This window comes from Amycolatopsis sp. La24 (assembly GCF_029087445.1).
GTDB classification, from domain to species: domain Bacteria; phylum Actinomycetota; class Actinomycetes; order Mycobacteriales; family Pseudonocardiaceae; genus Amycolatopsis; species Amycolatopsis nivea.
On record NZ_JARACH010000111.1, the window covers coordinates 1 to 14,179 of the forward strand.

Annotated in this window: 11 protein-coding genes and 1 riboswitch; of the genes, 9 read left to right on the forward strand and 2 right to left on the reverse strand. The window is 69.4% G+C overall.

The genetic code is table 11. The features are described from left to right. The first annotated feature begins 626 nt into the window (after positions 1-626). The 4 genes from PUT80_RS45235 (at position 627) to PUT80_RS45250 (ending at position 6,076) form a co-directional block, all read left to right on the forward strand. Positions 627-1,451: a TatD family hydrolase gene (locus PUT80_RS45235; protein WP_275295817.1), complete on the forward strand. Its 825-nt coding sequence runs from the start codon at positions 627-629 to the stop codon at positions 1,449-1,451. Between the two features lie 427 nt (positions 1,452-1,878). Further along, positions 1,879-3,261, forward strand: a complete 1,383-nt coding sequence (locus PUT80_RS45240) for a resuscitation-promoting factor (protein ID WP_037820292.1) — start codon at positions 1,879-1,881, stop codon at positions 3,259-3,261. A 93-nt stretch (positions 3,262-3,354) separates the two neighbouring features. Continuing rightward, a complete protein-coding gene (gene rsmA / locus PUT80_RS45245; RefSeq protein ID WP_134734474.1) occupies positions 3,355-4,197 on the forward strand; it encodes a 16S rRNA (adenine(1518)-N(6)/adenine(1519)-N(6))-dimethyltransferase RsmA in 843 nt (280 codons plus the stop codon). A 559-nt stretch (positions 4,198-4,756) separates the two neighbouring features. After that, positions 4,757-4,847: riboswitch (SAM riboswitch) on the forward strand. 215 nt (positions 4,848-5,062) lie between these two features. Next, positions 5,063-6,076, forward strand: coding sequence for an ATP-binding cassette domain-containing protein (locus PUT80_RS45250; RefSeq protein ID WP_134670256.1), 1,014 nt, complete (start codon positions 5,063-5,065; stop codon positions 6,074-6,076). A gap of 109 nt (positions 6,077-6,185) precedes the next feature. Here the strand turns inward: PUT80_RS45250 and PUT80_RS45255 are convergent, their stop codons facing one another. Continuing rightward, positions 6,186-6,659: a hypothetical protein gene (locus PUT80_RS45255; protein WP_275295818.1), complete on the reverse strand. Its 474-nt coding sequence runs from the start codon at positions 6,657-6,659 to the stop codon at positions 6,186-6,188. Between the two features lie 121 nt (positions 6,660-6,780). Here PUT80_RS45255 and PUT80_RS45260 point away from each other — a divergent pair, with 121 nt between their 5' ends. The 5 genes from PUT80_RS45260 (at position 6,781) to PUT80_RS45280 (ending at position 13,066) form a co-directional block, all read left to right on the forward strand. Then, on the forward strand, positions 6,781-7,749 hold the full coding sequence (locus PUT80_RS45260) for a 4-(cytidine 5'-diphospho)-2-C-methyl-D-erythritol kinase (protein WP_037820169.1): 969 nt from the start codon (positions 6,781-6,783) through the stop codon (positions 7,747-7,749). Between the two features lie 37 nt (positions 7,750-7,786). After that, the gene (locus PUT80_RS45265) at positions 7,787-9,556 is read left to right on the forward strand and encodes an ABC-F family ATP-binding cassette domain-containing protein (protein WP_037820170.1); all 1,770 of its coding nucleotides are present in this window, start codon (positions 7,787-7,789) and stop codon (positions 9,554-9,556) included. Positions 9,557-9,566: 10 nt separating this feature from the next. Further along, complete coding sequence (locus PUT80_RS45270; RefSeq protein WP_275295819.1) at positions 9,567-10,646, forward strand: helix-turn-helix domain-containing protein; 1,080 nt, start codon at positions 9,567-9,569, stop codon at positions 10,644-10,646. 115 nt (positions 10,647-10,761) lie between these two features. Then, positions 10,762-11,310, forward strand: coding sequence for a nuclear transport factor 2 family protein (locus tag PUT80_RS45275; protein WP_275295820.1), 549 nt, complete (start codon positions 10,762-10,764; stop codon positions 11,308-11,310). A gap of 67 nt (positions 11,311-11,377) precedes the next feature. Continuing rightward, entirely contained in the window at positions 11,378-13,066 is a 1,689-nt protein-coding gene (locus PUT80_RS45280; RefSeq protein WP_275295821.1) for a fatty acyl-AMP ligase, read from the forward strand. A 66-nt stretch (positions 13,067-13,132) separates the two neighbouring features. Here PUT80_RS45280 and PUT80_RS45285 read toward each other — a convergent pair whose 3' ends face one another. Further along, entirely contained in the window at positions 13,133-13,501 is a 369-nt protein-coding gene (locus PUT80_RS45285) for a DivIVA domain-containing protein (protein WP_043836513.1), read from the reverse strand. Between the last annotated feature and the right edge of the window lie 678 nt (positions 13,502-14,179).

The window sequence follows — 14,179 nt, forward strand, 5'->3', positions numbered from 1 at the left end:
GCCGTGGTGGTTGCGTGGGGCACCCCGAAGCTTGATTGTGCTGACGGTTCGGGGGTGCTTGTCAAGGCGGGAAAGATGCCTTGACAAGCACCCCCGAACCGCAGATGCGCTTCGTATCGGGGTTGGGGGAGGGCTGGGTGCCTCGCTCGTTGGGTGCATCGGCTGCGGTTGGGTGTCTTGATGGTTGGGTGCATCGGCTGCGGTTGGGTGCCGTGATGGTTGGGTGTATCGGCTGCGGCGGGGTGTCTTGATCGTTGGGTGCACCGGGTGCGGCGGGGTGTCTCGATGGTTGGGTGCTGCGGCTGGGTCCTTCGATGCGTGGGTGCATCGGTGCGGTGTGGTTGATGGCTGCGGCTAGCGCCCCAATGTGGCATTGGGTGCGTCAGATGCACCCAATGTGGCGTTCGGTGCGTGGGATGCACCCAATGCCACATTGGGGACGGCATCCGGCCGACGGCTGCGGTGGCTGGCGGGGCGAGTCCGTGAAGGGCTCCTTGAGGGAATCTAAGTCCGTGAAGGGGTCCCTCACGGCCGTCGTGGGTCGTGAGGGGAACCCTGGGGGAATCTGGGTACGTGAGGGTTCCCCTCACGGCATTCGCGAGGCGAGGGCGCAGTAGCTTGGAAGCATGGGTGCCGAAAAGCGCGAACTTCCTCCGATTCCTGATCGGCTGCCGGTGACGGTGGTTGACGCGCACACTCATCTCGACGCGTGCGGGGCCGAGACTGCGGCTGATGTCGCCGCGATGGTCGACCGTGCCGAGCGGGCTGGCGTTGCGCGTGTTGTCACTGTCGCGGATGATCTCGCGGCTGCTCGCTGGGCTTCCGAAGCGTCCACCTGGGACTCGCGGGTGTTCGCTGCGGTGGCGATTCATCCCACGCGTACCAAGGAATTCGGGCCTGAAGAACAGTCCGAAGTGGAGCGTCTGGCGCGCGGGGAACGGGTGGTCGCGGTCGGTGAGACGGGGCTTGATTACTACTGGGACTACTCGCCGCACGATGCGCAGCAGGCTGCGTTTCGCTGGCACATCGACCTTGCGAAGCGGCTTGGCAAGGCGCTGATGATCCACGACCGCGACGCGCACGAGGACGTGCTTCGCATCCTCGACGAGGAAGGTGCGCCCGAGACGGTCGTCTTCCACTGCTTCTCCGGCGACGAGCACATCGCGCGCCGCTGTGTCGACAAGGGCTACATCCTGTCCTTCGCCGGCACGGTCACCTTTAAGAACGCGCGCGGGCTGCACGAGGCCGCGCGTCTTGTGCCGCGTGGGCAGTTCCTCGCGGAGACTGACGCGCCGTTTCTGACGCCTCATCCCTACCGTGGGCGGCCGAACGAGCCGTATTGCACCGCCTACACCGTTCGCTTCCTCGCTCAGCTGCGCGGCGAAGCGGTCCACGAGGTGGCCGAAGCGGTCCGGACCACTGCCGAACGCGCATACCGACTGCCTGTGTGATTCCGTAGTGTCACAACGGGTTGCACGGATTGCGACATTCGAGACCGCGCATTCGTCCACCTGATGAGTGACGCAAGTCACGACACTCCGGGGGGTGTTTGCGCAACCTGCCGACACCCGTTACTGTCCCGTGATCGTGCCGGTCGGTACCGCGCAGCGGAACCGGCTGATACGCCCACCAGTCACGTCAGTGCACGTCGGGGAAGCGGAACCGGGGTTGGTACGACCTGGGACCGTGACGATGGCGCTGGCTGGGGGTGTCGGACTTGAGAGGCGCGCCCGAGGGTGCGTCGCGAACGAAGGACGACGCGCGAGGTACGCGCGATGTCTTGGGAAAGGGAACGACCCGGTGACTGGTAGTCGGCAGGATGACTCGCGTCTTGACGCGGGTTCGGCGTATTTCTCCTCCTCCGAGTCCTCGGTGGCCGTGCTCGACCGCGAGCTCGAGGACACCGCCTACGGGCAGCTTGACTTCTCCGACGAGCTCCGCGTGACCGAGCAGGACGTGCTCGCCGCGCTGGGCCCGGACGCCGACCTGCTGATGTCGGAAATCGACGTCGACGTCGACGAGCTGATCCGCCTCATCAACGCGGAAACCACGATGCTTCCGCCGCTCGTCCTCCCGGACGAGGTCGAGCAGGACCGCACCGCCTCGCCGCAGGCCAAGAAGGCCGCGGTCGAGGAAGGGCTGCGCGAGGCGACCAAGACCTGGAAGCGCCGCTTCCTCAAGGGCGCCGTGCTCTCGCTGCTGGTCACCGTCGGCGGTGGCGGCGCGGCGGCGCTCGCGATGAACAAGAGCATCACCGTCGACGTCGACGGCCACCAGCAGACCGTGCACAGCTTCGGCGGCACCGTCGGCGACGTGCTCAAGGACGCGGGCCTCTCGGTCGGCGAGCACGACGCGCTTTCGCCCTCGCCGCAGGCGGCGGTCGGCGACGGCGGCGTCATCAAGCTCGAGCGCGGCCGTCAGCTGAACCTCGTCGTGGACGGCGTGTCCCGGCCCTCGTGGGTCCGCGCGACCACGCTCGGCGAGGCCATGAACCAGCTCGGCATGGGCAGCATGCTTTCCCAGGGCGCGTGGACGTCGATGCCGTCGTCCGGCGAACTGCCGCTGGAGGGCTCGACCGTCCAGGTCAAGACCCTCAAGCACATCACGCTTTTCGACGGCACCAACGCGCCGCGCAAGGTGGACACCACCGCGGTGACCACCAAGGAGCTCGCCTCCGACCTCAAGCTGAACCTCGGCCCGGACGACGCGATCGAGGGCGGTCTCGACGTCAGCCTGAAGAACGGCGCCGAGGTCCACGTCAGCCGCATGGGCGTGTCGATGGTCAACCAGGAAGAGACCATCGACCCCGAGGTGCAGAAGGTCGACGACCCGACGCAGCTGCAGGGCCAGCAGAGCGTCGAGGACCCGGGCACGCCGGGCAAGAAGCTGGTGACCTACAAGGTCACGAAGAAAAACGGCGAAGAGATCGCGCGCGAGCACGTCTCGGAGAAGGTCCTCGTCGAGGCCAAGGCCAAGATCATCAAGGTCGGCACCAAGAAGCCGCCGGCCCCGGCCATCGGCGACACCGGCGCGTGGGACCGCATCGCGCAGTGCGAGTCGGGCGGCAACTGGTCGATCAACACCGGCAACGGCTACTACGGCGGCCTGCAGTTCGACCGGCAGACCTGGAACGCCTACGGCGGCCAGCAGTACGCCCCCACTGCCGACAAGGCGACCCGCGAGCAGCAGATCGCGATCGCCGAGAAGGTGCGCGACGCCCGCGGCGGCTACAGCGCCTGGGGCTGCGGCTACAAGGCCTGAGCCACGCTCTGATTTTCCGGCAGGCGGCCGGGAGCCTCGCGCTCCCGGCCGCCTGTTTTCGTCCGCCGCGCCGCCGCTGGGTAGGCTCGTCCGGTGGTGGAACTGCTGGGGCCTGCCGAAATCCGCGGGCTGGCCGACGAACTCGACGTCCGGCCCACGAAGAAACTCGGGCAGAACTTCGTGCACGACCCCAACACGGTCCGCCGCATCGTCGAACTCGGCGGCGTGCAGCCAGGGGACGTCGTCCTGGAGGTCGGGCCCGGTCTCGGCTCGCTGACGCTGGGCCTGCTGGCCGCGGGCGCTCAGGTCGTCGCTGTGGAGATCGATCCGGTGCTGGCCGCCCGCCTGCCGCGCACAGTGGCCGAGCGCGCGCCTGAGGCCGCGGACCGGCTGACCGTCGTCGGCGCCGACGCGCTGCGGGTGCGGGCGGCTGATCTGCCCGTTGAGCCGGTGTCGATCATTGCGAACCTGCCGTACAACGTCGCGGTGCCGGTGGTGCTGCATCTGCTGGCCGAGCTGCCGTCGCTGCGCAGCGGGCTCGTCATGGTCCAGACCGAGGTCGCCGACCGGATGGCGGCCGGGCCGGGCAGCCGCACTTACGGCGTGCCGAGCGTGAAGCTCGCTTGGTACGGGCCCGCGCGCAAGGTGGCCGCCGTGCCGCGCGCGGTGTTCTGGCCGGTGCCGAACGTCGATTCCGCTCTGGTCTCGTTCACCCGGACCGACCCGGTTTCCGGAGTGGATCGGGCACGGCTGTTCGCGGTGGTCGACGCGGCGTTCTCCCAGCGGCGCAAGACATTGCGGGCCGCGCTGGCCGGATGGGCTGGTTCTGCCGAGCGGGCTGGCGAGTTGCTCGCTGAGGCTGGAATCGACCCGAAGACGCGCGGGGAGCAGTTGGACGTGCACGCTTTCGCGCGGATCGCGGCTGCCGGAATGTGACCCACCTCCCCCAGGGTGCTCGCCTTGCGACTTCCAACGGCGGCGTCGGAGCAGGTATTCCCTGGTTTCGCTGCGTTCTTCGATGATCTTGTGTCGTCGCTGATTGTGGGTCATCCCCTGCTGCCTGGCTACGCTTGGTGATCACGCGAGCACGGCTGAAACAGCCCTCCACCTGTGACGAGCAGCTCGGCATTCGGGGGAGTCGGCCTGCTCCACGCCTGGGATTGTTCCGCGGGGCTGACCCGAGGTGCTTCGCTTCGCTGACCTATCTCGGCTCGGTCGAGACCCCGGTGCACCGCGCGTCGAGGCTCGCGAACCATCGCCCCTTGACAACGAGAAAACTCTTGTTCCACAAAGATCCTTGATCGTCCACAGTGGAACGAACCCGTTCGCCGCCGGCGCCCGTGACGAGCGTTTCGCAGGTCGAGGCACTGTTCGGCGGCCGAGGTTCCGGGCTTCCGGTTTTTGGACGCGGTGTTCCGGTATGCGGGCACCACCAGACGTGTGATCTGCACCAACGCGCTTGCGTTCAGCCAATGGGATCGGCTTTACTCGAAAGCGTCCATCCCGAGCGACTGAGAGACCTGGCTCGCCGAAGTCGCAGCAACCACCCTCCGCAGGGCAGGTGCTACCGCCAGGACCGATGGAGGCTGTTTTCGATGAAGAGGGTCACCCGCCCGCTCCTGCTGACCCGCCGGCGCGTAGTCGACGAAGGTCGCCGCTCGGTATGTGCGTGTCAACGCTCCATGGTCATCGCCTGATCGTTTTTTCCGCAGTTTCTTGCGCCGTCCACAGTGGACGGTAATTCGATGACGCCTGGCGCGCCCGGAATCGGCGCCGCGCCTCGTTTGCCTGGAGCCCTTTCGTGATCACTGTCGAAAACGTGTCCAAGTCCTTTCCCTTCCACGGAAATCGGGTCGCCGCGCTGCGCGACGTGAGTGTCGACGTGCAAGCCGGTTCGCTGTTCGGGGTCGTGGGTCCGTCCGGTTCCGGCAAGTCGACCCTCGCCCGTTGCATCGCGCTGCAGGAGCGCCCCGACCGCGGCGTCGTGCGGCTCGACGGCCTCAACACCGCGACGCTCGACGGCAAGCGGCTGCGGGAGATCCGCCGCCAGCTGGGTGTCGTCGGGACCAAGCCGGAGCTGATCGCCGAGCGCACCATCGCGGGCAACATCGCCAGCCCGCTGGAGCAGCTCGGCGTCGACGGCCCGCAGCGGCGCAGCCGGGTCGGCTCGCTGCTCGACCTGGTCGGCCTCACCGCCCGCGCCGGGCAGAAGCCGGAAGAACTCACCGACGGCCAGCTCCGCCGGGTCGCGGTCGCCAGGGCGCTCGCCGCCGGACCGGCCGTGCTGCTCGCGGACGACCCGACCGCCGGGGTCGCGGCCGAGGACGCGGGCGCGGTGCTCGCCGTGCTCGACCGCGCGCGGGCCGAGCTGGGCGTGACGGTCGTCGTCACCACGCCGGACGCGGACGTCGTCCGCCGGGTCTGCGACGACGTCGCGGTGCTCGACAACGGCGCGATCGTCGAGCGCGGCACGGTGCTCGACCTCATCTCGACGCCGGACAGCTGGACCGCGCAGGCGGTGCTGCCGTCGGTCGAGACCTCGCGCGCCCAGTCCGCGAAGTACGACCGCGCGGTCGACGTCGTGCTGATCGGTTTCGCTTCGGTGGGCGCCTTGCTGCCCGAGGCGGCCAGCCGGTTCGACGTGGAGCTCGCCACCATCGGCGGCGGCCTCACCCGCATCGGGGACACTCCGATCGCCCGGTTCCGCCTCGGCGTCCGCGGCGAGCGGGCCGACGCCGCGCTGTCCTGGATCTCCGACCGGGGCGCGCACGTGAGCCAGCCGGCTCGCGGTCCGCAGAGCGTCGTCGCCGCCTGATTTCCTTTTAACTGAGCGGTTTTCCGAGGGCCGTCCCATTTGATTGGGGCGGCCCTCGTCGCGTTCGCGGGACGCGTCGCCCCAGGAATCAGGTCGCCGGGTCAAAGTTTCAGGACAAGTGTCCTGAAGTCTGTCCATTGTGGTCGCTCCGGCGCAGGATCTCCGCCAGCTCCGGATCCGCGTGCGCCTCGGCGGTCTGTTTCCACCTCGCCACGAGGGCGGCGAACGGCACCGGGTTGCCGAGGGATTCGGCTCGCTCCAGGGTTTCGGCCAGTTCGCCGACGAATGTCCGTACCTCTTCCGCGGACAGGTACCGCGCCCACGGGAACGCGGCGGGCAGGGCCTCGGCGGCGAGCGCAGCGGTCTCGGCGCTGCGGCGCATCAGCTCCGCGAGGATCGTGACGGTCGCCGAAAACCCGGCCGCCGCCTGTTCGGCGCGTTCGGCGGTCACGAGCAGCAGATCGGGTTTGTCCTTCTCCCGTCGGCGAATCCGGACCGAACGGGTCGGCGAACCTTCGAGCCGGTCGGTGACCCGGCGCGGATGCAGGGACAGCTCGGACAGGTTGACTTCCGGCGCGCGCATAGTTCCAAAGTAGTTCCAAATTAGTCCGGATGGCCACTCCGGAGCGACGGTTGGGGGAACTTCCGTGCCGACGTTTTCTCCTGGCGACACCTGGTCAGCGCCAGCCACGTAGGCTGGACGGGTGCTCGCCGTCGTACCACCACCAGTCACCGTCCGGGTCCCGGCCAAGGTCAACCTGCACCTGGCCGTCGGCGACCTGCGGGCGGACGGGTTCCACGAGCTGGTCACCGTCTTCCAGGCGCTTTCGCTCACCGACGAGGTGACCGTCGCCGCCACCGACGAGCCAGGGCTCGAGGTGTACGGCGAGGGGGAGCGCACCGTGCCCACCGACGGCGCCAACCTCGCCTGGCGCGCGGCACGCGAGCTGGCCTCCTACGCCGGACGGCCGGACGCGGATGAGCCGAAGGTGCGAATCGTGCTGCGCAAGGGCATTCCGGTCGCCGGCGGCATGGCGGGCGGGAGCGCGGACGCGGCGGCGGCGCTGGTCGGGCTCTCGTCGCTCTGGAAGCTCGACATCACCCGCGACGAGCTGGCCACCATCGCCGGCCGGCTGGGCAGCGACGTGCCCTTCGCGCTGTACGGCGGCACTGCGCTCGGCACCGGCCGCGGCGAGCAGCTCGTTCCGGTGCTCGCGCGCCACACGTTCCACTGGGTGCTCGCCTTCGACGAGGAAGGCCTGTCCACGCCCAAGGTGTTCGGCGAACTCGACCGGCTGCGCGCCGACGGCAAACCACCGCGGATCGGGTCGCACACGCCGGTCGTGGAGGCGCTCGCGTCGGGTGATCCTCGCCAACTAGCTCTGTTGCTCGGCAACGACTTGCAGGCGGCCGCGGTGTCGCTGCGGCCCGGCCTGCGCCGCACGCTGCGCGCCGGGGTGAACGCGGGCGCGCTCGCCGGATGCGTGTCCGGCTCCGGGCCGACGTGCGCGTTCCTGTGCTCCGACGCGGAAACCGCGGTCGAGGTGGCCGCTGAGCTGTCCGGCGCGGGAGTGTGCCGGACCGTGCGGGTCGCGCACGGCCCGGTGCCAGGGGCCCGGGTGGTCGGCGGCGACGACGCCCCGCGCAACGCGCCGCCGCGCGTGCACGCCTGAAAGCTCGAATCAACAGTCCACAGTGGAAAGGATCCGGATGGCCAACCTGGTCAACCTGGAATCGGTGAGCAAGTCCTACGGCGTGAAGCCGTTGCTGGACAACGTTTCCCTCGGCGTCGCCGAGGGGCAGCGCATCGGCGTCGTCGGGCTCAACGGCGGCGGCAAGACGACGCTGCTCGAAGTCCTTTCCGGACTGAGCGAGCCGGATTCCGGCCGGGTGAGCCAGGTGCGCGACCTGCGGATGGCGGTGGTCACCCAGCGCACCGAACTGCCCGCGGGCAGCACGGTCGGCGACGTGGTGCTGCAGCGCTACGGGGCCGAGCACGAATGGGCCGCCGACGCGCGCGTCCGGTCTATTGTGGACGGTCTGGGCATCACCGCGATCGGCCTCGAGACCCCGACCGCGAACCTGTCCGGCGGCGAACGCCGTCGCGTCGCGCTGGCCGCCGCGCTGACCGGCGAACTGGACCTCGTGGTGCTCGACGAGCCCACCAACCACCTTGACGTCGAAGGCGTGCGCTGGCTCGCCGACCATCTGCTGGGCCGCCGGATCGCGGTCGTGGTCGTGACGCACGACCGGTGGTTCCTCGACACCGTCGCGAGCCTCACCTGGGAGGTCGCGAACGGCCGGGTCGAGCAGTACGAAGGCGGTTACGCCGACTGGATTTTCGCGCGCGCCGAACGCGCCCGCCTCGCCGCGACCGCGGAGGAGAAGCGGCAGAACCTGGCGCGCAAGGAATTGGCGTGGCTGCGCCGCGGACCGCAGGCGCGTTCCTCGAAGCCGCGGTACCGCGTCGAAGCCGCCGAGGCGCTGATCGCCGACGTGCCGCCGCCGCGCGATTCGGTGGAGCTGATGGCGTTCGCGAAACGCCGGCTCGGCAAGACGGTGCTGGAGCTGGAAGACGCGTCGCTGCGGGTCGGCGACCGGACCTTGCTCGACCACGTCACGTGGCGGATCGGCCCTGGCGACCGGATCGGTCTCGTCGGCGTGAACGGCTCCGGCAAGACCACGCTGCTGAAGCTGCTGGGCGGCGACGTCGCATCGCCGACCGGACGGCGGGTGCAGGGCAAGACGGTCGCGCTCGCCCACCTGCGCCAGGAACTCGACGACCTGCCCGCCGATCTTCGCGTGCTGCAAGCGATCGAGCAGATCTCCGGCCGCGTCGTGTTCGGCAAGCAGGAGATGACCGCGTCGCAGCTTGGCGAGAAGCTCGGCTTCCCGGCGGCTCGGCAGTGGACGCCGGTCGGCGACCTGTCCGGTGGCGAACGCCGCCGGCTGCAGCTGTGCCGGTTGCTGATGGCCGAGCCGAACGTGCTGCTGCTGGACGAGCCGACGAACGACCTGGACATCGACACCCTGCAACAGCTCGAAGACCTGCTCGACGGCTGGCCGGGCACGATGGTGGTGGTCTCGCACGACCGGTACCTGGTCGAGCGCGTCTGCGACGCCACGTACGCGCTTCTCGGCGACGGCAAGGTCACTCACCTGCCGGGCGGCATCGAGGAGTATCTGCAGCGCCGCGCCCGCGCGAAGGAGGCCGCGCCGCGTCGCGAGGCACCTCCGGCGGAGAAGACCGAGGCCAAGCGCAGTGCGGCGGAAACCCGCGCGGCGCAAAAGGAATTGGGCCGGTTGGAGCGGAAGCTGGATCAGCTCGCGAAGCGGGAAGAGAAGCTGCACGCCGCATTGGCGGAGGCGGCCACCGACCCGGAGAAGCTGATCGAGCTGAACACCGACCTGAAGGCCGTCCTGGCGGAGAAGGACGACGTCGAAGCGCGGTGGCTGGAGACGTCCGAACTCGCCGAGTGACAATCGGCGGATGGACGACGACGTTCCGCGGCTGTCGACGCTGCCCGCCGACACCACGTCGGTGCTGCGGCTGATCGCGCACTTCGACGCGTTGAGCGGCCTTGCCTCAGACGCGGTGGTCCGGTCGGCAGCGCTCGTCGCGGGCTGTCTGGTCGGTGCCGTGATCGACGGCGAGAGCGTGTGGTTCGACGGCGCGGGCTCGCCGGTTTCCGGCCCGTCACTGGACGACGTCCAGATCGACCGGCCAGCGCCGCATCCGCTCGACGTCGTCCTGCTCGACCAACTCCGCCGCGCGCTGCGCGCGACCCGGCCCACCTCGCCGCTCCGGCTCGGCGAACCCGGTCTGCTGGAGATCGCCGTCTCGGACCGCGAACAACGCCGGGATCGCTTGCGCGCACTGCATTTGCTCGGCTACGACCTCGATCAGCCCGTCGTCGCGCTGGTCCTCGCCGGTGCTCCGGAGAAAGGCCTGGACGCGCTCGCCCGCGCCGGTGCCGGACGGCTGCAACACCACCGCCTAGGCCGCCTGACCCTCACACTGACCCAAGGCGGCCCGGCCCCGCGCGAACTGGCCGGGCACCTGCACGACGACCTCGCCGCCCGCCATCCCGCCTCGACCGGACTGGACCGGGCCGTGGACGTCTGGATCGGCCTCGGCGAACCAGCAGCGGCGGCCGACGCACCCGTGTCGTGGCAGCAAGCCCGCACCGCGCTGCGCTTCGCATCGTCCACTGTGTTCGGTCGCCGGGCCGTGCCGTATGGACCCCTCGGAGTCCTTGTCCTGCTTGCGGAACTGCCGCCGTCCCGGCTCGCGGCGACCCCAGGCGTCGCGGCGCTCGAAGCCCACGCCCGCACCCCCGGCGGCGCGCTCGACGTCGAAGCGCTTGAGTCGTACTGCGTGTTCGGCGCGCTTCGGCGGACTGCGACCGAACTGAACCTCCACCACAGCACCGTCGCCGCTCGCCTGGACCGGATCGAAGCGGCGACCGGCTGGCGGCTCGAGGACGCGATGGACCGGTTCCAAGCGACGTTCGCGCTGCTGGCGCGCCGGTTGGTGACCTCGGATCGCACGCTGGGCGACGTCGGGTAGGCGACGCCCGTCGCCCGGACCGGCCGGATCCGGCGACGCACGTCGGCTGACCCGCCGGGGCTCGCCAGCGACGATCGAGCATGCGCAACGACGCGCGTTTCCCGGAGGGACGCCCATGATCGACCCCACCCGCACCTGGCAGATGCTCGAACAGCGGCTCGAGACGACCGCGAACCCCCGGCACCGGCAGGTGCTCGGCATCGTCCTCGAACACATGAAGGCCGAAGCGGAACCCGATCTCGACCGGCTGATGGCGACGGTCAGCAAGGACGCCGCGTATCACTTCTGGGGTGCCAGCGGCGACACCGGACCGAAGGGCCACGACGGCGTCCGCGAGTACTACGCGGCATTCGTGGCGAGCAAGGCGAATCACCTCGAATACCGGATGGACCGGCTCGTTGTTGACGATCATGCGCTGGTCACCGAGGGCGATCTGCACATGCTCCTTCCCGGCGTGACCGCACAGCAGATGGGTTTCCCTGCCGCCGATCCGGACGCGGACTACCTGTACGTCAGCAGGCAGCTGATCGTGTGGCCGGTCGACGCGGACGGCCTGATCACCGCTGAGGATTCCTACACGTCCGGACCGCTGGAATTCCGGAAACTGACCCGCGCCGAGCTGCCGCAGGCCTATCTGGACCGGGTGCGTCCGCAACCCGCCTGACGCCGGACATCCGCTGTTCACGCCGCCGCGGGCAGTGCCGGAAAAACCGGACAGTAATCTGACGCACATGAGTCGGTTTGTGGACACACTCGTCGGGAACGCGGCGGACCGGGGGCAACGGCGCGGCATGGTGACCGGCGAGCCCAAGGAGCCGGTGCGCCGGACCTGGGCGCAGGTGCACGACGAGGCGCGCCGGATCGCGGGCGGGCTGATCAGCGGCGGGTTGAAGCCGGGAAGCGCGGTGGCGGTGCTGGCCGCCGCGCCGGTGCTCATCGCGCCGACCGTGCAGGCGGTGTGGCTCACCGGCGGCAGCGTGACGATGCTGCACCAGCCGACGCCGCGCACGGACCTCGCCGAATGGGCCGAGGACACGGTCAAGGTGCTCGAGATGATCGGGGCCGAGCTGGTCGTGCTGGGCGAACCGTTCGACCAGCTCGCCCCGGTGCTCGAAGGCAAGGGCATCAGCTACCGGCTGATCTCCGAACTCGCCGGCGCGGAACCGCTGGCCGAGATCGTGCGGACGGCCGAGAGCGACACCGCGCTGCTGCAGCTCACCAGCGGATCGACCGCGGAGCCGAAGGCCGTCCGGATCACCTACGGCAACCTGTACACCAACGTCAAGGCGATGGTCGACCGCGCCGAGTTCGAGTTCGACACCGACGTGATGGTGTCGTGGCTGCCGACCTTCCACGACATGGGCATGGTCGGCTTCCTGACCGTGCCGATGACGTTCGGCGTCGAACTGGTCAAGATCACCCCGGTCGAGTTTTTGACCGGCCCGCTGATCTGGCCGGAGCTGATCAGCAAGTACGGCGGCACCACGACGGCCGCGCCGAACTTCGCGTACGCCATCGTCGGCAAGCGAATGGCCCGGGTCGAGGACGACAACGCCTACGACCTGTCGAAGCTGCGCATCGCGCTCAACGGCGCGGAGCCGATCGACGAGACGGCCGTCGAGACCTTTGTGGACGCGGGCAAGCGGTTCAAGATGCCGCCCGAGTGCGTGTTCCCCGCGTACGGCATGGCGGAGGCGACGCTGGCGGTCTCGTTCGCGCCGCTGTTCACCGGGCTCACGCTCGACGTCGTCGAAGCCGACGCGCTGGAAGCCGACAACCGCGCGGTGCCGGTGCCGGAAGGCGACCCCCGCCGCGGCACGGACGAGGTCCGCTCGTTCGCCCTGCTCGGCCGCCCGCTGGACGGTCTGGAAGCGGACATCGTGGACGAATCCGGTGCCGTGGTGGGCGAACGGCAGGTCGGCGAGATCCGCCTGCGCGGCGAGGCCGTGACGCCCGGCTACCTGACCGTCAACGGTCCGCTGGACACCCAGGACGCGGACGGCTGGATGAAGACCGGCGACCTCGGCTACCTGGTCGACGGCCAGATCGTGATCTGCGGCCGCCGCAAGGACGTCATCATCATGGGCGGCCGCAACCTGTACCCGACCGACATCGAACGCGCCGCCGGTTCGGTCGAAGGTGTCCGGGCAGGCAACGCGGTCGCCGTCCGCCTGGACGCGGGCAGCCGCCGCGAGCGCTTTGCCGTGGTCGTGGAGTCCAAACTGGCCGGTGACGCCGCCGAGGAAAACCGCCTGGCCAAGGAAATCGCCGCGCGCGTCCGGGACGCCGTGGACATGCGCCCCTTCGCGGTCGTGGTGCTTCCGGCTGGAAGCCTGCCGAAGACCCCGTCCGGCAAGGTCAAGCGGGCCGCTACCGCGGTGCAGTACGCGGACAAGATCGCCAAGAACGCGGCCGATTGATCCGGGCTTGAACGCGCGAAGGCCGCTTCGAATCCTCGAAGCGGCCTTCGCGGCAAAATCTGGGGATTATCGGCCGGGCAGCCGCTCCGCCGGTGCCTCGGTGACGACGGGCCACGCGGCGCGTCCCGCGGTGGCCTCGGTGTGGTCCCGGCTCCCTGGAATCAGCGGAGCCCGCCGTCCGGACCGGTCGGCCAGCTGCGTCTCTACCTGGTCGAGAAACTCGTCGACCTCGCGCTCGTCGTATCCGCGCTTGCCGATCAACGGCTTGGAGAACAGCACGTGGTGGACCTCGGCCGCGGTGAGATCGTCCTCGTCGGCGATCGTCTTGGCGATCCGCCGCACGAAGTCGTCGACCTCCTGCTTGGCGTAGCCGCGGCGGCCGATCGGGGCGTTACCGAAAGCGACCTCAGCGAGATCCTCGGCGGTAAACGGCATGGATCATTCTCCGATTCAGGGTCGGGGTGGTGCGAACTCCTGCAGTCCGTCCTAACCGGTCCCGGCCACCCCGGGAAGCCCGCACCCACCCGGACGACTCGATCAGGGCCCCAGAAGACGCCCATCGAGTGAGAAATCCATCACGCAGGGCCACAACGACTCACCCACAGGCACAACGGTTCAATCGGCCCGAATGCCGCTTCGGGTGCGGGGGACGCACTGGATGCGGTGGGGAGGTTTTCTCGGGGGCTGGGCGTGCGGTGGGTTCGCGGTAGCGGTGCTGGTCAGGGCGCTGGGGAGCACCGGCCACGGAGACGCGCCGGCAGCTTCTCTCTCACGCGGACCTCGTCGCCGCGCCGGACCCGCCGCAGCATGGCCAGGCAGCCCCTGGCCGAGAGCCCAGCCGGGCTGGGTGAACGTACGTGAGGGGAACCCTGAGGGAATCAGATTCCCTCAGGGTTCCCCTCACGTACGCCAGCGGGACCACGCGACCCGGCCGGATGCTGGCGCATCGCCGCAGCGAGGCCGCGCAAGCAGCTACCGAGAAACCTCAATGGGGATTTTTCATCTTGTTGGTGCTGGTTAGGTGGGGTTGACGGGGCTGGTTGTGGTTGTGCTGTAACGGAGTTGCTGGGCGGGCGTGGGCCGGGCGGGAACGCGGTGGAGCCCCCGGATGTT